At 60.1% G+C, this 20,484-nt stretch carries 18 protein-coding genes and 1 other RNA gene; 6 read left to right on the top strand and 13 right to left on the bottom strand.

Features of this window, described 5'->3' with window-relative positions; translation table 11 throughout:
- Window positions 1-5 precede the first annotated feature (5 nt).
- From modD to ffs, 6 genes are all read right to left on the bottom strand, one after another.
- Window positions 6-881 carry a ModD protein gene (modD, locus tag H6A60_RS06195; RefSeq protein ID WP_205102551.1) on the bottom strand — a complete coding sequence of 292 codons (876 nt, stop codon included), beginning with the start codon at window positions 879-881 and terminating at the stop codon, window positions 6-8.
- Between the two features lie 105 nt (window positions 882-986).
- Window positions 987-1,319, bottom strand: a complete 333-nt coding sequence (locus H6A60_RS06200; protein WP_205102552.1) for a YbaB/EbfC family nucleoid-associated protein — start codon at window positions 1,317-1,319, stop codon at window positions 987-989.
- Between the two features lie 18 nt (window positions 1,320-1,337).
- Complete coding sequence (locus H6A60_RS06205) at window positions 1,338-1,781, bottom strand: DNA polymerase III subunit gamma/tau C-terminal domain-containing protein (protein WP_205102553.1); 444 nt, start codon at window positions 1,779-1,781, stop codon at window positions 1,338-1,340.
- A gap of 10 nt (window positions 1,782-1,791) precedes the next feature.
- Window positions 1,792-3,090, bottom strand: a complete 1,299-nt coding sequence (dnaX, locus tag H6A60_RS06210) for a DNA polymerase III subunit gamma/tau (protein WP_205102554.1) — start codon at window positions 3,088-3,090, stop codon at window positions 1,792-1,794.
- A 147-nt stretch (window positions 3,091-3,237) separates the two neighbouring features.
- Window positions 3,238-3,900 (bottom strand): LysE family translocator, encoded by a 663-nt coding sequence (locus tag H6A60_RS06215; RefSeq protein WP_205102555.1) that lies wholly within the window; start codon window positions 3,898-3,900, stop codon window positions 3,238-3,240.
- Between the two features lie 220 nt (window positions 3,901-4,120).
- An RNA gene (gene ffs, locus H6A60_RS06220) (signal recognition particle sRNA small type) lies at window positions 4,121-4,219 on the bottom strand.
- Window positions 4,220-4,644: 425 nt separating this feature from the next.
- Between ffs and trxA the strand changes: the two genes are divergently transcribed.
- Both trxA and rho read left to right on the top strand, forming a co-directional pair.
- Window positions 4,645-4,965 (top strand): thioredoxin, encoded by a 321-nt coding sequence (gene trxA / locus H6A60_RS06225; protein ID WP_205102556.1) that lies wholly within the window; start codon window positions 4,645-4,647, stop codon window positions 4,963-4,965.
- Between the two features lie 162 nt (window positions 4,966-5,127).
- Entirely contained in the window at window positions 5,128-6,384 is a 1,257-nt protein-coding gene (rho, locus tag H6A60_RS06230; protein WP_205102639.1) for a transcription termination factor Rho, read from the top strand.
- Window positions 6,385-6,497: 113 nt separating this feature from the next.
- Here the strand turns inward: rho and nadE are convergent, their stop codons facing one another.
- The 3 genes from nadE to hemC form a co-directional block, all read right to left on the bottom strand.
- Window positions 6,498-8,039 carry an NAD(+) synthase gene (nadE, locus tag H6A60_RS06235; protein WP_205102557.1) on the bottom strand — a complete coding sequence of 514 codons (1,542 nt, stop codon included), beginning with the start codon at window positions 8,037-8,039 and terminating at the stop codon, window positions 6,498-6,500.
- A 118-nt stretch (window positions 8,040-8,157) separates the two neighbouring features.
- A complete protein-coding gene (locus H6A60_RS06240; RefSeq protein ID WP_239477624.1) occupies window positions 8,158-8,955 on the bottom strand; it encodes a uroporphyrinogen-III synthase in 798 nt (265 codons plus the stop codon).
- Between the two features lie 134 nt (window positions 8,956-9,089).
- Window positions 9,090-10,022, bottom strand: coding sequence for a hydroxymethylbilane synthase (gene hemC / locus H6A60_RS06245; protein ID WP_205102559.1), 933 nt, complete (start codon window positions 10,020-10,022; stop codon window positions 9,090-9,092).
- A gap of 310 nt (window positions 10,023-10,332) precedes the next feature.
- On the opposite strand from hemC, the gene H6A60_RS06250 reads away from it, so the two are divergent.
- The 4 genes from H6A60_RS06250 (at window position 10,333) to H6A60_RS06265 (ending at window position 15,772) form a co-directional block, all read left to right on the top strand.
- On the top strand, window positions 10,333-10,620 hold the full coding sequence (locus tag H6A60_RS06250) for a type B 50S ribosomal protein L31 (protein WP_205102560.1): 288 nt from the start codon (window positions 10,333-10,335) through the stop codon (window positions 10,618-10,620).
- A 197-nt stretch (window positions 10,621-10,817) separates the two neighbouring features.
- Window positions 10,818-12,605, top strand: coding sequence for a glycosyltransferase family protein (locus H6A60_RS06255; RefSeq protein WP_205102561.1), 1,788 nt, complete (start codon window positions 10,818-10,820; stop codon window positions 12,603-12,605).
- Between the two features lie 109 nt (window positions 12,606-12,714).
- Complete coding sequence (locus H6A60_RS06260) at window positions 12,715-14,124, top strand: MATE family efflux transporter (RefSeq protein WP_205102562.1); 1,410 nt, start codon at window positions 12,715-12,717, stop codon at window positions 14,122-14,124.
- A 163-nt stretch (window positions 14,125-14,287) separates the two neighbouring features.
- Window positions 14,288-15,772, top strand: coding sequence for a hypothetical protein (locus H6A60_RS06265; RefSeq protein WP_205102563.1), 1,485 nt, complete (start codon window positions 14,288-14,290; stop codon window positions 15,770-15,772).
- Between the two features lie 134 nt (window positions 15,773-15,906).
- Here H6A60_RS06265 and htpX read toward each other — a convergent pair whose 3' ends face one another.
- The 4 genes from htpX to rpsA form a co-directional block, all read right to left on the bottom strand.
- The gene (gene htpX, locus H6A60_RS06270; RefSeq protein WP_205102564.1) at window positions 15,907-16,806 is read right to left on the bottom strand and encodes a protease HtpX; all 900 of its coding nucleotides are present in this window, start codon (window positions 16,804-16,806) and stop codon (window positions 15,907-15,909) included.
- A gap of 170 nt (window positions 16,807-16,976) precedes the next feature.
- On the bottom strand, window positions 16,977-18,149 hold the full coding sequence (locus H6A60_RS06275) for a lipopolysaccharide assembly protein LapB (protein WP_205102565.1): 1,173 nt from the start codon (window positions 18,147-18,149) through the stop codon (window positions 16,977-16,979).
- A 219-nt stretch (window positions 18,150-18,368) separates the two neighbouring features.
- Entirely contained in the window at window positions 18,369-18,668 is a 300-nt protein-coding gene (locus H6A60_RS06280) for an HU family DNA-binding protein (protein ID WP_239477625.1), read from the bottom strand.
- Window positions 18,669-18,698: 30 nt separating this feature from the next.
- Window positions 18,699-20,393 (bottom strand): 30S ribosomal protein S1, encoded by a 1,695-nt coding sequence (gene rpsA / locus H6A60_RS06285; RefSeq protein ID WP_205102567.1) that lies wholly within the window; start codon window positions 20,391-20,393, stop codon window positions 18,699-18,701.
- Window positions 20,394-20,484: the final 91 nt, after the last annotated feature.

Genomic DNA, 20,484 nt, shown 5'->3' on the forward strand with positions numbered 1-20,484 from the left:
TCGCCTCAGGCTAAGCGCGTTGCCGAAAAGCGCATCTTCACATCGAAGGGCGCCGCGAAATAGGGCCAAGAGGTGACGAGCACGTCGGCGCCCGCGGCTGCGTACTGCGCTGCGTTGCCGGCATGGATTCCGCCGGCGGCGTTGATAACGAGCCGCGGATTGATCCGGCGCGCCTTGCTGCAAAAGGCCGCGAGCGCCTCGGGCGAAAACCGCTCGCACTGCACGATGTCGACCCCGAGCCGCACAAAGCCGAGCGCTTCCTCCGGGCCACCCGCCTCAACGGCTACCTTGCGCTCGGGCGACTCGGCCTGCAGGCGCTTCAAAGAGCGGTCGAAGTCTTCGCAAAAGACGCGGTGCTGATCAAAAACGAGGATCGAATCCGAAAGACCGAACCGGTGCACAATGCCGCCTCCCGCGCGCAGTCCGGCATAGGCGATCGGCTTCGTGCCGGGCGCGTGCTTGCGCGTGAGCGCAATTTGAACGCCGGGCGAAACGGCGCGAGCGGCATCGAGCATTTCGCGCGTGCGAAGCGCAATACCGCAAGCGTATTCCATCACGCACTGCGCCGTTTTATAAACGGCGTGCAGCGCCGCGGCACTCCCCTCGGCGCGCAGAATCGGTTCACCAGCGGCGAGCGAAGCGCCGTCTTCGGCGTAGACGGACACAGAAGCCCCCGAAAGCTCGAAAAGGCGCTTGGCGAGCATCGCCCCCGCAACAATACCCTTTCGCTTGAAAGCGGCCGTAACAACGCCCTCGGCCTTCTCAATCCCGAGACCAATCGTCGTTAGGTCAAGCTGCGGACAGTCGTCTTCAAGAAGCCGCAGGAGATACGTATCCGTTCGATGCGAGCAACAGGACGCCACCGTCGAAACCCGATTCATCGCCAACACCCCTATAAATAAAGCGCTCCCGCTCGATATCTTCCGAGAAGCGAGCCGGGAGCGCAGAGAAAAGCCGCGGCGCCATCAGCGCCCGTGCGGTTAGCCTCAGAAGGGCATCTTCATGCCCGGAGGCAGCGGCACGGCCTGACGCATCTTGGCTTCGCTTTCCTGCGAAATCGTCTTGACGCAGTTATTGACGGCAAGCGTCACGAGATCTTCGAGCATTTCCGGATCTTCCGGATCGATGACGCCCGCATCGATCTGCACGCGCAGGCATTCGTGCTTGCCGTTCATGACAACCTTGACGGCGCCGTTGGCAGCTTCGCCGGAAAACTCGGTTTTGGCGATTTCTTCCTGGACCTTCTGAAGCTTCGCCTGCATCTTCTGCGCCTGAGCCATCAGTCCGCCCATGCCGCCCATACCACCCATGCCACGCATAGCAATCCTTTTTCCTGGTTAAGAGTTCTTCGAGTGCTCATCGTCCGAAATCGGGCGAATCGAGTCTTCGTCAATGGTGCCGCCAAAAACGCGGAGCACTTCCTTGACGAGCGGATCGTTCTTGAACCGCTCGACGAGTTCGGCGTGCGCCTTAGCCCTTTCGGCCCGCTGCGCATCAGCAACGGTCGAGCCCGCATCAAGTGAACCGACTTCGAATTCAACACGAAACGGTCGCCCGAAATAGTCGCTGAGCTTTTGGGCCATCAGCCGCCGATTGGCTTCCGTCGCCAAAGCTGCGACATTGAGCCGCAATTGTACGCGGTTTTCTTCGAGCTTCAGGACCTGCGACTGAGATGCAAGCATGCGCACGGGCCCCGAGAAGCGTGCTCCGTCAATAATGTTCCGCCAGTTGAGCTGTTCGCCCGCCCGAGGCGCTTGCTGAGCGCGGGGCGGTTCGGACATCGGAGCCTCCTCAACCGGCGGGCAGTTCTCCCCAGGGAGGCACCGATTGAGCGGGCGGCATCGGCGCCATCGCTAGCGATGTCGGCGCGCGTGAAATTGCGGGCGCCGTCTCGAGCGCCGAGGCGGCAGGCGCAGCCCACGCTGCCGGCAAGCTCGGTGCGGCAGCCGCACCGCCGTCGCGCGGCGGAACGTGCCGCACCTTGAGCCCCGAGGGCTTGAAGGCGAGCATGCGCAACAGCGTCATTGTGAAGCCCGCGTATTCATCGGGTGCAAGCCCTAAGTCGTTGCGCCCGTGAAGCGCAATTTGGTAGTAGAGCTGCACCTCTTCGGGCGACATTGCCTTCGCAAGCGCAGCTTCCGCTGCATAGGTCGGCTCGTCGGGCGAAACGGCACCCGGCACGCGCTGCAAAAGCGCAATGCGATGAAGCATCCCGGCCAGATCGCGCAACGCCTGCGCAAAGGAAAGACTTTCTCCCTGCATTTCGTCGGCACGCGCAAGCATCGCCGGTGCATCGCCCTGGACGAGCGCCTCGAGAATGCCCGCCAGCGTGTCGCCGCCGGTCATCCCGAGCATCGAACGCACGCTCGCGCCCGTGACGTTGCCGCCCGAAAAAGCAATTGCCTGATCGAGCAGAGAAAGCGCGTCTCGCATGGAGCCGCGCGCGCCCTGCGCGATCAAGCGCAGCCCTTCTTTTTCTGCAGGAATCGACTCCGTGCTGAGAATGTGCTCAAGATGACCGACGATGCCTGCGGGCGTCATATTGCGCAAATTGAACTGCAGACAACGCGAAAGCACCGTAATGGGCACCTTCTGCGGATCGGTCGTCGCAAGAATGAACTTGACGTACTCGGGCGGCTCCTCGAGCGTCTTGAGCATGGCGTTGAAGGCAGTACTCGAGAGCATATGCACTTCGTCGATCATGTAGACCTTGAAGCGACCGACCGTCGGCGCGTACATGGCACGCTCAAGAAGCGCCGTCATGTCTTCGACAGAGCGGTTTGAAGCCGCGTCCATTTCGATGTAGTCGACGAAGCGCCCGGCATCGATCGCGCGGCAGGCGTCGCAAACGCCGCAGGGTTTGGCGGTGATGTCGCCGTTGCCGTCGGCGCCGCGGCAGTTAAGCGCCTTGGCGAAAATGCGGGAAATGGTCGTTTTGCCGACGCCGCGCGTCCCGGTAAAGAGATATGCATGGTGCAGTCTCTTTTCGGTGAGCGCGCGCGTGAGCGCCGTGACGACATGATCCTGGCCGACAATCGTTTCGAAGTCGTGCGGTCGCCACTTTCGAGCGAGTACCTGATAGCTGCTCATGAATGCGTTGCTTTGAGATTGATTGCGCAGTACGAACTGCCGTCATTGTACGGGCTCGACCGGCCTATCGAGTGCAAGAGGCATATACCGCGCGTCCTCTGCGTCTTCTTTTGCGACGTGCTTGCGCGCCCGTACGAAGACAGTCAATCAAGCCGCGTGCCAGAAGACGTCGTAGAACACCATAACGGCCAAAAGCAAAAAGAGCGTACCGCCAACACGATGAAGAACCAACGTTGAATTGCCGTTCAAGAGATTCCTGCAGCGGCTCGTCAAAATCGAATAGCCGCAGTGGATGCCGAAAACAAGAACGAAGTAGACGGCCGTAAGGACCGCATACTGCTCCGCATAGGGCAGCTTCTGGTCGATGAACTGCGGAAAGAGCGAGACAAAGAACATAATGAGGACGGGATTCGTGAGCTGCAGCGTAATCCCTTCCACAAATGCCTTGCAGCGGCGAACTTTTTCGGGCGCCTCACCCGAACCGTCGGGCAGCTTCACCCGGGCAACTTTCATCACGGGCGGTTGAGGCCGCACGCGCCAGGATTTGATGCCGAGCCAAACGAGGTAGCACGCGCCGACAATGCGAAGCGCCGCATACGCCGTTGGTGAATGCGAAAGCACGACACCGACGCCCGTACCGGAAATAAGCGCCATAACGACTGTGCCTGAGGATGTGCCGCAAATCGTCCATATCGCGCCGCGAAAACCGTGCTGAAGAGACTTCATGACAACCATGAGCACGCCCGGACCGGGCGTCACGATGGTCGTGGCCGATGTCACGAGAAAGAGAGCGAAAAGCGTCGCGTTCATGACCGAATCGCCGAATGAATCCGCGCAGGAAACTCTGCAGATCGGAACATTTTATGTCGCGCCTTGCACTTGCGGGAAGACACGGAAAAGCGGGAGGTGCGGCGCGCGAGAAGCGGATTGAACGGCAAAGCCGCACCAGCGAACACGGGACGGCCGCCAGAACCCGGCGTGGATTTAGGCAACAAAAAAGCCCGCACAAGCCGAAAGCTGCGGGCGCAAAAATGGCGAGCCTTATCCTCGGCACTGCAGACACACCGGTATGGCTGCTTCGTTCCCGACCTGACCAGGTTTCCGGGGACCGCATGCGAGGGGACCCGCCAAGCCCGCAAGTATATGTGAGGTGCGTCGATTTTGCAAAAAACTTTTCGCGACATCGAGCGCTCAGATGCAAAAACTCGTTTCAGAGCACTTGCAGACATGCCCTTTTGCGCCTATGAGTGCTAGTATTAGCCCGACTTTTTTCGGGCGTCCCGGATGAAGTCCCGCCCGCACGCTTCCGACGTGCGGCGCTCGCATCCGGCTTGCGCGCAGTTCTTACGAGGCGCGAAGCCTCTCTTCGCATCCGTCGCCTGTTCGAGCGGACGCCCGCCCTTTCATACCGTTTTATCCACTTCTCTCTGCGCCGACTCCGCAACGCCGTGCCGCTCGTGCGGCTCTGGACAGACGTCCTTTTGCAGCTCTGCGCTGCAAGCATCGGTTGCTGGCCGTCGGCCGTAAGCATTTTCCGCATTAGAGGAGCACATCATGAGCGAAATTCTTCACATCACCGACGCCGACTTCGCCGAAGTCGTCAACTCCGAAACCCCCGTCTTCGTCGACTTCTGGGCCACGTGGTGCGGGCCCTGCCGCATGCTCGCCCCGCGCCTTGAAGAGGCGGCCAAGACCTTCGACGGCCGCGCGATCATTGCCAAGTACGACGTCGACCAGTCCTCGGGTATGGCAACGCAGTACGGCGTTCGCGGCATTCCCACGATCATTGCCTTCCGCAAGGGTGAAGTGATCGATCAGCGCACGGGCGCCTGCGACCAAGCCACGCTCAACGCCTTCATCGAAAAGAATCTCTAATTCCGAGCACATACTCGGCACGCAGTCGTCCGGCTCCCTGGCGGGCGACTGTCGTGTTTTGGGCGCGTCTCGTACGCGTCCCTCGACTCCCATAACAACCCTCATTTGACGATCCAGCCTGCGGCGGCAACCGATCGACATCGGATGCTCGCCACTTTGATCATGCATCTTTCGGACCTCAAATCTCTGCACGTCTCGCAGCTCCTCGACATGGCGTTCGCGCTTGAAGTCGACAACGCGCAGCGCATGCGCAAGCAGGAGCTAATGTTTGCGATCCTCAAGAAAAAAGCCCGCATGGGCGAGCAAATTTTCGGCGACGGCACCCTTGAAATCCTGCCCGACGGCTTCGGCTTCCTGCGCAGCCCCGACTCTTCGTATCTCGCGAGCACGGACGACATCTACATTTCGCCCTCGCAGATTCGACGCTTCAATCTGCACACGGGCGACACGATCGAAGGCGAGGTGCGCGTGCCCAAAGACGGCGAACGCTATTTCGCGCTTGTTCGTGTCGAGACGGTGAACGGCCTTCCCCCCGAAGCCATCAAGCACCGCATGCTCTTTGAGAACCTCACGCCGATCTTCCCGAACGAGCGTCTTACTCTCGAGCGCAATATGCGCGGCGAAGAGAATCTGACGGGTCGAATCATTGACATGATCGCGCCGATCGGCAAAGGCCAGCGCGCGCTTATCGTCGCGCCGCCGAAGTCCGGCAAGACCGTGCTTCTGCAGCACATTGCCCACTCGATTACGACGAACCACCCGGACGTCGTGCTGATGGTGCTTCTTGTGAACGAACGTCCTGAAGAAGTCACCGAAATGCAGCGCACCGTCAAGGGCGAAGTCGTCGCGGCAACCTTCGACGAACCGGCGCTGCGACACGTTCAGGTCGCCGAAATGGTGATCGAAAAAGCCAAACGCCTTGCCGAATCGAAGCGCGACGTCGTCGTGCTGCTGGACTCCATCACGCGCCTTGCTCGCGCCTACAACCAAGTGATTCCCTCCTCTGGCAAGGTTCTCACGGGCGGCGTCGACGCCAACGCACTCGAACGTCCGAAGCGCATCTTCGGCGCGGCGCGCAACCTTGAAGAAGGCGGCTCGCTCACGATCATCGGCACAGCCCTGATCGATACGGGCTCGCGTATGGACGACGTCATTTACGAAGAGTTCAAGGGCACGGGCAACAACGAAATCCACCTCGAGCGCCGTCTTGCGGAAAAGCGCGTCTACCCGGCCATCAACCTCAACCGCTCGGGCACCCGCCGCGAAGAGCTTCTGATGAAGCCCGACAACCTGCAGAAGGTTTGGGTGCTGCGCAAGTTCCTCTACGACATGGACGAACTCGAAGCGATGGAATTCCTGCTCGACAAGCTCAAGTCCACCAAGACCAACGACGAGTTCTTCGAGCTCATGAAGCGCTGATCGCCTCGCTTGAAGCGCGGCTTGAACCGCGCGTAAAGGTCCGAAAGGGCCGCTCGCGAAATAATCGCGAGCGGCCCTTTACACATTTGGCAGCAGGGCGCCGACGTGCGGCGTCAGCGACGCATTTCGATCGTACGGTTGATGCCGAAGCGCTCGTCGAAGTCGCCAAGCGTTTGCGAGGAAAGACGCAGACCGATCGAACACTGACGGCGCTTAAAGGCAAAGCGGGCAGCCGCACGCACAATCGAGAGCTCCGCCTCCGTAAAGTCCGCTGGCTCGAAATCGGTCCCGAGAGCCGCACGCATGACGCGTTCGATCTCGTCGTAGGGCGGCAGGCTGTCGCTGTCCTTCTGGTCGAAGCGAAGCTCCGCCGTAGGCTCGCGCTCGATGATCGCTTCGGGAATGCACTCCGAACCCTTCCAAGCGTTGAACGCTCGACAGAGCGCCCTTACTTCGCTCTTCCAGAGGTCGACGATCGGCGAGAAACCGCCGGACAGATCGCCGTAAAGCGTACCGTAACCCATCGCGGCTTCGGACTTGTTGGCCGTGCAAAGCAGGATGCGGTTTTCCTTATTTGCAATCGCCATGAGCCGCAGGCTTCTCAAGCGAGCCTGAATGTTCTGATCGGTGATCTCGCCGTCGACCATATCGCCGAGGTCGTCCGCATAGTCGCGGCGCGCAGCTTCGTGCATGACCTCAATCGAGCGCTCGGCAAGTTCCAGGCCGAGCCGCTCGGCAAGCGTTCTTGCGAGTTCGCGGCTCTCCTGCGAAGTAAAGCGGGAAGCCAGCAGCTGCGCGCGTACGCGCGCTGCACCAAGCGCTTCGACAGCGGCCGCCGCCACGAGCGCGCTGTCGATGCCGCCCGAAATGCCCAGAACGACGCCCTCGGCACGAACGGCCGAAACGTAGTCGCGAATGGCGGCAATGAGCGCCGCAAGCCGCTCGTCTTGCGGGAGCGATAGCGAGCGTGCAGGAGTCTCAAGAAGCCGCTCGGGCGCGCCGACTTCTAGAAGCCGACCGTCTTCGGCGGCACAGTCGAACGCGAGCGCATCGGGCTCGTAGCGGCGCGCAGTAAAGCGAGTGCCTCCGAAGTCGACAAAAGAGCCGCCCGCACAGGCGTGCGAGGTCTCGCACCCGCCGAGAGAAGGCGAGATGCGTGCCGTACCGCTCTGCAGTCCAACGCTCTCGGACACGTTCGAGCAGAAGGGCTCTCGTATTTCGAAGGGCTCCCAGAGAAGCATCGGACTGTCTTGCGTAAGCACGGAAACACTCGGAAAAGTGCTCGCGAGACAATCGATTTCAAACCCGGTACGGCGCTCGAATGCGCGCAGCTCCGTCGGACCGTCATTGCGCCCGAGCACCATAGCGATCGGACCTCGATCGCCTTCGACTGTCATATAAACGAGCGCCTTCAAGAGTCGCGCTTCCTCGTGCAGCGCCTTAAGAGCGGCATCGCGCGCCATGCGGACGAAATCACACTCGAGTGCACGAAGCCCTTCGAGACCTTCGAGTGCAGCGCGCGGCGCAAAGAGCACGACGGGTGTTTCGGGTCGGCGGCGTCGAGCAGCGCGAAGCGACTCCACTATTTTCTTGGCGTTTTTTTCAAAAGCACCGCTTTCAGGTGCGGGTTGATGAAGCACGAGCGTAAAGCGCATGATTTTCTAGCCTTAGGGATTTTTCGGGTTGCCGGCGGCACAAAAGATTATGGCGCACGAAAGCGTTGCTCTCGTGCGCCGCGAAGAAATCTTTTCGCCGTTGTCCAGGCAAAAACCGTCAGACCGCGTCGGATGTTTGCACCTGCAAATTCGCGAGGATGTGTTCACGGGCGGCTTCGTCGTCGGCGGAGGTGATTTCAACGTGCTCGAAGCCGCTTTCTTCGAGACGGCGAACCACGCGCGGGTGAATCGTCACGGCCGTGCCGCGCGCGAGCCAAGCCTGCGCACCCGGAATCGGACGCACCGCATGCATGATGGCGTCGACCGCATCGGTCGAGGTGACGTACAGGATGGGCGAAGGCCCCATCAGGGCGTCCTTAAGCTGCTTGACGGCGCGCGCACTCAGCTCGAGCGGCACACGCACGTAGGCGCACATCACGACGACGTCGCTGCCCATTTCGCGCAGCTTCTGCGGAAGCCACTCTCGTCCGGTCTGACCGCGCAGGATAAGCACGCGCGAAGGTACTGCACGCTTCTCGATAAGCGCAAAGAGCGCCTCGCTGCCGGAAGTTTCGGCGCTGCCCTCCGGGTAAAGAATCGGCACGTTTTCGCCCCAGGCGCACCGAATCGCCTTGGCCGTTCCTTCGCCCACGGCCGCGAGCGTGATGTGCTCGGGCCACTTGCGCACCCAATGCGCCACCGCCGCTACCGAGGAAGGACTCGGCAGCAGCACCATCTCGACGTCGTCGAGATTGGCAAGGCGCTGCGTAACAAGCTCCGTTTCTTCCGGCAGCTCGATCGTGAAGGCAGGCCAGCGCCAAGCTTCAATGTCGTCCTTTTCCGACAGAAGCTCCGCAAGCCGGTTGTTCGCCTGTCCCGGTCGCGACAGAATCACGGGGCGATGAAGGGTTTTCATGCTGTCCATATGTTTGACTTTCCCGCCAAGGCGGCAGTGACCGAAAGCCGTCGGTCCGACACCTCGTTTACATGCTGCCATGCTAGGAAAGCTAAGCGCGGCGCGCGAGCGGCGCGCCGCCACATTTACAAAGTTCAGAGGCTCAGAACCGCCTGAAGAATCGCCTCGGCGCCCTGCGCGCGCAACGAATCCACCACGGTGATGGCGAGCCCCTCGGGATCGCTCAGCGGCCCGCGGGCTTCAGCGCGGACGCACTCGCCCGTGTGGTGATTGCCAACGAGCGCACGCAGCCAGAGTTCGCCGTTTTCGACGATTGCATACGCGGCAAGCGGCACTTGGCAGGAGCCGCCGAAAGCGCGAGAAACAGCGCGCTCGGCCAGGCAGCAGGCACGCGTTTCTTCATCGTTAAGGAACTGCATCGCTTCATGCATCACGTCGTCGCCCGCGCGGATTTCCACGCCGAGCGCGCCCTGACCGGGCGAGGGCAGGCTCTTTTCAACGGGGATGATCTCGCGGATGCGATCGGCAAGACCGAGTCGCTTCAGGCCCGCGGATGCCATCACAAGCGCGTCGTACTCGCCAGCGTCGAGCTTCTTGAGGCGCGTGCCGACATTGCCTCGAACGGGTAGCACTTCAAGGTGCGGATAGTTGATTCGGAGCATCAATTCGCGGCGAAGGCTCGCCGTGCCGACGCGCGCGCCGGCGGGAAGCTCGTCAAGCGAAGCGTACTTAGGTGAAACGAAGGCGTCGCGCGGATCTTCGCGCTTGCTCACGGCTACAAGCTCGAACCCTTCGGGCAGCACCATCGGGACGTCCTTGAGCGAGTGGACGGCAAGATCGGCTTCGCGAGCCTGCATGGCCGTTTCGAGCTCCTTCACGAAAAGCCCCTTGCCGCCGACCTTCGAGAGCGTACGATCGAGAATCTGGTCACCGCGCGTCGTCATACCGAGCAAATCAACCTGCGCATCGGGATAGCGTTCGCGAAGAAGCGCCTGTACATGGAGCGCCTGCCACATGGCAAGGGGACTTTCGCGGGTCGCGATGACGCAGCGTTCGAATTTGGACATGATGAACGATGGATTAACTGATTGATTGGAAGACACCGAACACGAATCAAGTCGCGCTCGTCGAATTTTGCGATTTTACTGCCGCATCTTTTTCGAACGCTTAAGCCGACGGCGTCAACAAACGCCCTCTAAAGCGAGCAGCGCCGAAATTGCCGCCCAATTTCGGTTGCACCGAGAGTCCGACTTTGGGATAATTGCCGACCTTCCCAGTTGGCACGTGGGCACGCATGCCCGTCGTAAGACCCGAACCTTCGGGCGGATGCGCAAGGCTGCCAGGGCGACCGACACACAAACTAGGAAACCAGTTCAAATGAAGCCGAATATTCACCCCGAGTACCGTCCCGTCGCTTTTATCGACCTCTCGATCAACAAGACGTTCATCATCCCCTCCTCCGTCCAGACGAAGGAAACGGTTGAGATCGACGGCGTGACGTACCCGCTCTTCAAGCTCGATACCTCCTCGGCGAGCCACCCCTTCTACACGGGCGCTCAGACCCGCATCGTTGAAGCCGGCCGCGTGGAAAAGTTCCGCGCCAAGTTCGCCAACAAGCAGAAGGCCCTCGACGCCGCTGCCGCTGCCGCCAAGGCCGCCAAGTAATCGCGCTTCGCTTCGCGTTCAGAGCAGGACATCGAACGAGCAGAGCGTCGAAGTCCCTGCCGTCAAAAAGGAGAGTTTCCCCACGAAGGAGCTCTCCTTTTCTTTGTTCCTCGGCCGCACCGCGCCCGTTGCTCTCGATCCTTCCCTGCGATCGGGCTTCCCAATAGAATCACAAAAAACGTCAGAGGCCTTTCATCGTGCTCAGTCAGCTGCCCACCCCCGCAAAAATGTCGCAGGAAGCCGCTCGCAAGCTTCCGCGCTACGCACTGCATGCGCTGCTTGCGGTCTTCATTCTGTGCGGCTTCTGGGCGCGCGACCTCTGGACGCTTCGAGATGCCGCGAGCTTCGGCATTGCCTTCACGATGGCAGAAGGCGGTGCCCGCGACTGGCTGCTGCCCAACGTCGCGGGAGCGGCCGTTCACGCTGCTGGTCCGCTGACAGGCTGGATCTCGGCGATTTTCATCAAGCTCTTCGGTTCATTGGCCGGAGACGTACAGTCGTTTCGAGCTGCCTCTCTCTTCTGGTTCGCGCTCTCGACGGCGGGCATTTGGTATGCGACGCTTTGGCTCGCACGCCGCCCCGAAGTGCAGCCCGTCGCCTTTGCGTTCGGCGGCGAAGCCTCGCCGAGCAGCTACAGCCGAGTCATCGCCGACTGCGCCGTACTTCTCTTCGTTGCGACATTCGGCATCGTGACGCGCCAGCACGAGGCGATTCCCGAGACGGCGTTCCTCGCGCTCACGAGCATTACTTTCCTTTCGCTTGTCGCCTCGCTTCGACGCCCCTACCTCGGCGCTTTCTGCTCGGGGCTCGCAACGGGCTTTGCCGTTCTCGCCTACACGCTCTTTGCGGGCATTTGGCTCCTTGCGGGTGCGATTGTCGCGAATGCGGCGCTCAGAAGCTTTCCCGGGAACCGCGATCGCCGGATTCTGCTTCTCATTGCCGCGTCGATTCTGCCCTTTGCGCTTTGGTTTGCCGCCGCTTGGTCGGTCGCCCCGCAGGCAACAGAAGACTGGTTTTTCGCTTGGGCACTCTCGCAGTCGGAGAATTTCGGCCTCGTGAGCCTCTCGACCTTGGCATGGATCGGCAAGAACTTCGTCTGGTACCTCTGTCCGATTTGGCCGCTCGCGCTTTGGGGGCTCTACAGCTGGCGCTGGCAGCTCGATCGCACGGCGCTCTTTTTGCCGCTCATTCTGACGGGTACGAACATTTTCGCCGCCATCTTCTCGAGTAGCCAATCAGCCGACGCGGTGCTCCTGGGCTGCATTCCGAGCATGGCCTCCTTCGCGGCGTTCGGACTTGCGACACTGCGGCGCAACCGCAAAGACATTCTCGACTGGTTCTCCGTGTCGGTTTTCAGCCTCGGTGTGCTCACGCTCTGGACATACTGGCTTGCGTGGCTCACGAACTTTGCGCCCAAGATGGCACGCTCGATCGCGATGCTCGCGCCGGGAGCGCGTCCCGCGTTCGATACGGGGTTTGTTGCCGCGCTTTGCGTAACCGTGATTTGGTTTGTTTTCGTGAGCTGGCGCATGACGCACCGACCGGTCGTCGCCTGGCGCGGTCCGTGGCTTGCCGCTGCGGGTATGACCGCTGCCGCCACCGTCATCTTCGGGCTCTACCATCACGCCATCGACATCAACCGCTCCTACGAACCGATTGCCGCTGAAGCCGCAGCACTTCTGAAGGAAGACGGCATGCGCGAAGGCGACTGCGTATCGGGGACCAAACTGCCGCCGGGTGTGCGCGCCGTCTTCAGCTACTACGGACACATCCCGTTTGCACCCGACGGCAATCTGTCAGCCTGCCGCTACCGCATAGAGAGAAGCCACGCGGGACTTTTACCCGCCGGCATGCTCGGTACGCCGATTGCGCGACCGCATACCGACGAAGTCTTCTATGTGCTCTCAATCGATGCTGCCCGCAGGGCTTCACCCCTTGAGGAAGCTGCGCAAAGTGCCGACAATGTGCTTGACGCAATCAAGTAAACCAAACTCGCAAAACCTGAATCCCCGGGTCCGTTTCGGACCCGCTCTTTTTTTTCGAGTTCCGTAACCGCCATATGCAGTGGCCGCGTTCCATCACCGGATGCTACAAATGACGAAAGCTCTCACGCCGCCGGAAATCACCTTCAAGGCACTCCTTCGACTTGCCGGCCCCATCTTCATCGCCAACATCGCCATTATCGGCAGCGGCACGATCGACACGATCATGGCCGGCCAGCTCGGCAAGGAGCATTTGGCCGCCGTAGCCCTCGGGATCGCCTCGACGATTTCCGTGCTGATGGGGTTGGTCGGCATTCTGCAGGGCTTGAGTCCCATTGCGGGCCACCATTTCGGCGCACGCCAATTCGAGCGCATCGGCGCCGAGCTTAACCAGAGCTTCTGGCTCGTCGTGCTCCTCGCCCTGATCGGCGTACCGATCCTGCTCGCCACCGACTTTTGGATCGAGCTCGGCGACGCCAAGGGCGAAGTTGCCGAAATGGCCGCCCAATACATGTTCTGGACCGCGCTTGCACTCCCGGGCAGCATGGCTGCTCGCACCTTCATTGCCGTGAATGCGGCCGTCTCCAAGCCGCGCATCACGATGTGGGTTTCGCTTGCGATGCTCGCGCTCAAAGCGCCGCTCAACGCGATCTTCATGTACGGCTGGTTGGGTTTCCCCGCGATGGGCGGGGCAGGCGCTGGCGTCTCCTTTTTTGCGCTCACCTACCTCTCGCTTATTGCCTATGTGCTCATCTGGCAGTTCGACCCGTACTACCGCCGCATGCACCCGAGCAGCTGGAAGCTCCCGGACTGGAAACTTCTCAAGGAACAGCTCCACGTCGGCATTCCGATCGGACTCTCGACCTTTTTCGAAGTGTCGAGCTTCACGCTCATGGCGATCTTCGTCTCGCGCCTCGGACCTGCCATTATCTCGGCGCATCAGATCGTCGCAAACCTCACGTCGATGTGCTACATGTTCCCGCTCTCGATCGGGATCGCATCCTCGGTTCTCATTTCACAGTGTCTCGGCGCCAAATGGCCCGCGCTCGGTGAACGCGTTCTCAAGCGCGCCTTTGCCCTTTCGACAACGATTGCGCTCCTCGCTTCGCTTATTCTCTTTTTCGGCCGCTCGCCCATTATTTGGCTCTACACGTCGGAAGCGGCTGTACATGACCTCGCCGTGAAGCTCATTCTCTTTGGCTGCTGCTACCACGTCTTTGACGCACTGCAGACCGTGTCATCGTTCTCGCTTCGAGGCTACCGCGTCACGACCGTGCCGATGATCATCTACGGCGTCATGCTCTGGGGCGTCGGTCTCGGCCTCGGCTACCAGATGGCCTTTCACGGAGAATGGGCCGGCGGTCCGTACAACGTCTACGGCTTCTGGGGCATGACCTCGATCGGCCTGTTCCTGACGGGCACCTCGCTTGCCGTCATGGCGGCCTGGGTGTCCAAAACCATCTCGAAGGACGACTCGCACACGCCTGCGGAAATCGCAGCCGCACTCAAGCACGAGCGGTAAGAATGCTGACGTCTACGGACGTCTTTCGCGAACATCCGCCGCATAGGGACGTGAGCAGCGCTTGCGTCCCTCTTTTTTTCGCTTCCTCATTCGGCGCTAAGCTAGGCACGATACGAACAGAAAACGGGATGTTCGGCAACATTACTTGCAGCGGCAGGCACCCATGCAAAAGTTCAAAGAGTCCGTCAAACTGCAAAGCGGCACGCAAATCGAAGTAACCCAACGCATCACGGTCGGCAGCGACCAGCGCGCGCTCGCCTATGCTGTCGACACGTACTTCTTCCTGCCGAACGAGCTTCTCATCAATCCGGACACATACGCCGGACGCGATTTTCAGAAGCACCTCAAGACCTACATTCGTCTCGGCTGTCCTGCAAGGACGCTCGAGGCCCTCGCTGCTCCAAACGGTGCGCTCGAGAAACTTCGCCGCACGCTTCTGGTGCTCGCCGACGAAACGCAGGGAAAAGAGAATCCGCAAAAGCTTCTCGGTCGCTATGAGAGCGCCGTCAAGCGCATGGCGCTTTTGTACCAACGCAGCCTTTCGATGAGCGTTAAAACGCTTTTGAAGCGCGCCGAATCGATGACGGACGCAGAGCTTCATGCCTCGATCGAAGCACTGTTCACATCGGCTAAAATCGTCCGCTCGGGCTTTCGCGACTTGCGGCTCGCCGCCGAAAGCTGCGAAGAGCGCGTTGAATCGCACGCGTTCGACCTCTGCAACGAGTTCATATCGATCAGTACCGCCAAAGCCGTCTCACGTCTTTACGAAAGACTCGAAGGACGCTGCGCAAACGTCGTCGACCGCTTCTGGCTCGAGGAAAAGCTCTATCGCGAAAGCCGCTACCCGGGCACGATTGCGCGCTCGAGCGCCGACAGAGAACGCGTCCTCTACCGCTGGCGCGCCGTGAAAAAGTACGTCGAAAGCCTCCTCTACTTTGACGTCCGCCGCCGAGACGGCGAAACGCTTCTCGCGCACTCGCTCTACGGCGCAGCTGCCGCCGTATCCATGCTTTTTGCGACGATCGTTGCCTTCGTTTGGCAGAGCCGCTACGGAAGCCTTTCGCTCAATCTCTTCTTTGCGATGATCCTTGCTTACATCTTTAAGGATCGAATTAAGGAAGTGCTTCGAGCGAAACTTCTGCGCCGCTTTCGCGAATGGCTGCCGGACCGACGGCTTCGCATCATGCGAACGGGTACAGCAGGCACCGAAATCGGCCGTTGCGACGAGACTTTCGATTTTCTTTCTTCCAAGCAGATTCCGCCAGAAGTCGCAAGACTCAGACGCGACGCCAAAGAGCCGCCCTTCAGCTTCATGACGAACGGGCGCACGGAGCAGGTTTTCCGCTACCGCAAAACAGTTGACCTTGCCGTTTCCGAGGCCGTACTGCAGTTCACCGAACGGCAATTCGTCGACATCACGCGCTTTAACCTTTCGGATTTTCTGCGCAACATCGACAACCTCTATTCGTCGCTGCCCGAACTCGACCTTGACGAACCGGAACCCGCTCGAGCGCCCAAGACCTACCACATCTATATGGCACGCGAAATTACGGTGGACAACCGCCGCACGCTCGAGCTCTGCCGCATCTGCGTTTCGCTCGACGGGATCCGCTCGCTCGAACAGATGGTGGCACCCATGCCGCTATAAGGCGGCGATCCGTTCGAGCGCGGTGACCAAAAAATACGGGACCACAACGCGCTTCGTTGCGATCCCGTTTGCGTTTTCGAGCCCTTTGAGAGTGCACAAAGCATGCACAGCTCTCTACGGGCTCAGGCGTCTCTTTAGGCGTTGTAGCGGCCTTCGCGAAGTGCGGCAATGCGGTCTTCGATCGAGGGATGGCTGGCAAAAAGCGAACCGATGCCGCCCGAGATACCGAAGCCCTTGACGGAACCCGGCAGTTCGTTCGGCTCGACGCCGCCCAAACGTTCAAGTGCGCGAATCATCGGGGAGCTGCCGTCCATAATGCGAGCGGCGCCCGCGTCGGCGTGGAACTCACGATAGCGGCTGAAAGCGGCCACAACCATCGAGGCGAGGAAGCCGAGCGCGATATCGAGAACGAGCGAAGTCACGTAGTAACCGACACCCGGACCGTCGTCTTCGTTACGGAGGATCTGCCGGTCGACCACCCAGCCGACAATGCGCGAAATAAAGATGACGAACGTATTCATCACGCCCTGCAGGAGCGTCATCGTCACCATGTCGCCGTTCTTGACGTGCGAAATTTCGTGCGCGATGACGGCCTCCACTTCATCGCGCCCCATCACGCCGAGCAACCCCGTCGAAACGGCCACGAGAGAACTCGAGCGGCTTGCGCCCGTCGCAAAGGCATTGGGCTCGCCCTCGTACACCCCGACTTCGGGCATCGGAATGCCGGCCTTGTCGGCCTGGCGGCGAACAACCTCAACGAGATAGGCTTCGAGATTGTTGCGAGGGCGGCTCGGATCAATCACCTGCACCCCCATGCTCATCTTCGCCATCTGCTTGGACATGGCGAGCGAAATGAGCGACCCCGTGAAGCCGACGACCATGGAGAAGATAAAGAGAGCGCCGAGATTGAGGCTCTTACCCGACATGGTGCCGAAATTGACGCCGAAGATCATCTGCACGATCGTCAGAACGATCGAGAGCATCACGAAAACGGCGAGGTTGGCAAGAATCAGTAAGCCGATACGCTTGAACATGGCTTGAAGTACTTTCCTTTTTTATTTGAGTGTTGCGCTCTGTCGGGTGCGTAGACCGACGACATAAAGCTCGGTCCGATGAACTGCCATCCGAAAGCGACAGGAACTCATTCTACGAACTGCGGCATGTCCTCCCGAAAGTGCATGCCACGTTATTTGTAACAAAACCGTCAGGCCTTTTTGCCGTCCTCAATGCGGCGCGGCGGGAAGCTGTCCCAGCTGCCGCAGCCGAGGCAGTGCCAATTGAAGCGCGAGGCCAAAAAGCCGCACTTTCGGCACTGGTAGCGCGAGAGCCTGCGAGCATGCTTCTCAAGAAGCGAAGCGAGCATTTTCGTCTGTTCGTCGCTCGGATCCTCTTCGTGCTTGAGCTGTACGAGCGCGTTGAAAGCGAGCAGGCTGGGACGAGCGTGCAGCATACCGGTTACGATTTTCTGCGCTTCGGCACTGCCGGCATCACCAAGCTTGCGGACCCGCGAGAGCGCAGCCTCCATCGCGTCGATCGAACGCGTCTTTTCGCAGGCATCTCGCAAAAGGGTCACTGCCCCCGCCTCGTCGCCCTGTGCCGTCATTGCATCGGCAAGCGGCCCGACGAAGATCGGAAGATACTCGGGGAAACGCTCTGCAACACGCTCCCAATGCGCAACGGCCTCCTTGCCGTTGCCTGCCGCGAGTGCGACGCGCGCTGCCGTGATTCCGACGCGCGGCGTCGCATCTTCACGTTCGAGCGCCTTGCCGACGAGAAGCGTCGCTTCTTCGAGATTCTTGCGCTTGAGCGCCAGATCAATACGCTCACAATAAAAGTGTGCAATTTCCGCCGAATGCGATTCGCCCGCCTGCGTCTCAAGGAGGCGAGCCGTTTCGATGGCCGCCGCCCATTCGTGTTCGGTTACATAAATTTCAAGAAGCGAACGCAGTGCATAGAGGTGCTCGCTCGGCATCTCGGACAGACGTCGAAACGCGGCTTCCGCACGATCGAAAAAACCAGCGCGAATGTAATCCTGAGCAAGTTCCTTGAGCGCACGCGTGCGCTCTTCTTTCGAAAGATCGGCTCGGTTGTAGAGATGGCGATGCAGTCGAATGGCTCGCTCGAACTCCCCGCGCTCGCGAAAGAGATTGCCGAGCACATGATGCAGATCGACAAGATCCGGGTCGATGCGCACCACTTCGACAAACGTATCGATCGCCTTATCCGTCTCGCCGTTCAGAAGCAGGGAAAGCCCGTGCGAATATGCTTCGGGAAGATTCGTCGTGTCGTCCCGCTGGCGTTGATCGAGCCCTCGGCAGAACCAGCCGGCAAAGAAGAGCACCGGCACGAATACGAAGTACCAGTATTCGAAATCCATCTGAACAGTAAAGACAGGAAAAGTGTTGAGAAGTGCGCCGAAACGACAACGCTCGACGCAGAATCGAACATTTTAGCGAGAGGCGATGCTAAGCGTCGAGAACGCAAAGATCCGACCTTCGATGTCCATACAGAAAAAAGGGAAGCAATCCGAAGATCACTCCCCCTTTCTATTTACCGACTCAGTCTGGGAGGTGCGCTGCCGCGCACCTCTCGAGCATCAGCGTTCGAAGTCGTCGACTCGCTCGCGAAGACCCTTACCCGCCTTGAAAAAGACGGTATATCGAGCCTTCACGGCAACCGGCGAACCGTCCTGAGGATTTCGGCCGACCCGCTTGTCGCGATACTTCAGCCCGAACGAGCCGAAACCGCGAATTTCGATGCGATTGCCCTCAACGAGGGCCTTCGACATCTCAGCAATGATGACCGAAACGCCGTCAGCGATGTTGCGGTCGGTCGCCCGATCAAGATCGGACGACTTGCGATCGACGAGTTCCTCGATCAGTTCGGATTTCGTCATGGCCTGCACCATGATGATCACCCCTGCCGATTACTTCTGTTCGAGCTTGGCCTTGAGCAGAGCGCCGAGATTGGTCGTGCCCGTGGAGGCATCGGCATCGGCGTTCAGGCGGTTGAGCGCGTCGCGAGCTTCGGCGGCGTCCTTGGCCTTGATCGAGAGCTGGATGCTGCGGTTCTTGCGGTCGAGGCTGATGATGGCAGCTTCGATTTCCTGACCGGCGCTCAGACGCGTCGTGGCGTCTTCAACGCGGTCGGCAGCGATTTCGCTGGCGCGCAGGTAGCCTTCAACGTCATTGCCGAGATCGATCACAGCGCCCTTGGCGTCAACGCTCTTGACCGTGCACTTGACGATCGAGCCCTTTTCGTGGGTGCTCGTGAAGTTGCTGAACGGATCGCCGCCGAGCTGCTTGATGCCGAGGCTGATGCGTTCGCGATCGGTATCGATGGCGAGAACAACGGCTTCGACTTCGTCGCCCTTCTTGTACTTGCGGACAGCTTCTTCGCCCGGTTCGTTCCAGGAGAGGTCGGAGAGGTGAACAAGGCCGTCAATGCCGCCGGGCAGGCCGATGAAGACGCCAAAGTCGGTGATCGACTTGATCTGGCCGGTCACCTTGTCGCCCTTCTTGTGCGACTGGGAGAATTCTTCCCAGGGATTCGGCTTGCACTGCTTCATGCCGAGCGAGATGCGACGGCGTTCTTCGTCGATGTCGAGAACCATGACTTCGACTTCGTCGCCGAGCTGGACAACCTTGCGCGGATCGACGTTCTTGTTCGTCCAATCCATTTCGGAGACGTGGACGAGACCTTCGATACCGGCTTCGACTTCAACGAAGGCACCGTAATCGGTGATGTTCGTGACCTTGCCGAAGAGGCGCGTGGCCTTCGGGTAGCGGCGGGAGATGCCGATCCACGGATCTTCGCCGAGCTGCTTGAGGCCGAGCGAAACGCGGTTCTTTTCCTTGTCGAACTTGAGAACCTTGGCTTCGATTTCCTGGCCGACCTGAACGACTTCGCTCGGGTGGCGGACGCGACGCCAAGCGAGGTCCGTGATGTGGAGCAGACCGTCGATGCCGCCGAGATCAACGAAGGCACCGTAGTCGGTGATGTTCTTGACGATGCCCTTAACGATGGCGCCTTCCTGAAGCGTTTCGAGGAGCTTGGCGCGTTCTTCGCCCATGTTGGCTTCGACGACGGCACGGCGCGAAACAACGACGTTGTTGCGCTTGCGGTCGAGCTTGATGACCTTGAATTCGAAGGTCTTGCCTTCATACGGCGTCGTGTCCTTGACCGGACGGGTGTCGACGAGCGAACCCGGCAGGAAGGCGCGAATACCGTTGGTCATGACGGTGAGACCGCCCTTGACCTTGCCCGTAACCGTACCGGTGACGAGTTCGCCGGATTCGAGCGCCTGCTCGAGATTCATCCAAGCGGCGAGGCGCTTGGCCTTGTCGCGGCTGAGGATGGTGTCGCCGTAGCCGTTTTCAACGGATTCGATAGCGACGGAGACGAAATCGCCCGGCTTGACCGTGACTTCACCGCGGTCATCCTTGAACTCATCGATGGGCACATAGGCTTCGCTCTTGAGGCCGGCATTCACGACGACGAAGTTGTAGTCGACGCGAACGACTTCAGCGGTGATGACTTCACCCTGACGCATTTCCTGGCTGGCGAGGCTCTGTTCAAAAAGCTCAGCGAAGGATTCGGGCTTGATGGTTTCGTTGGACATTATTGGAAAAAAAGAATGAAAAGCACGCCCGCAGTTTGCGCTGTCGAACACAACAGCAACGGCTTTGGGCGGAGTTAAACAAAACGGCGCC

Source organism: Sutterella massiliensis (assembly GCF_016899755.1).
GTDB lineage: Bacteria > Pseudomonadota > Gammaproteobacteria > Burkholderiales > Burkholderiaceae_F > Sutterella > Sutterella massiliensis.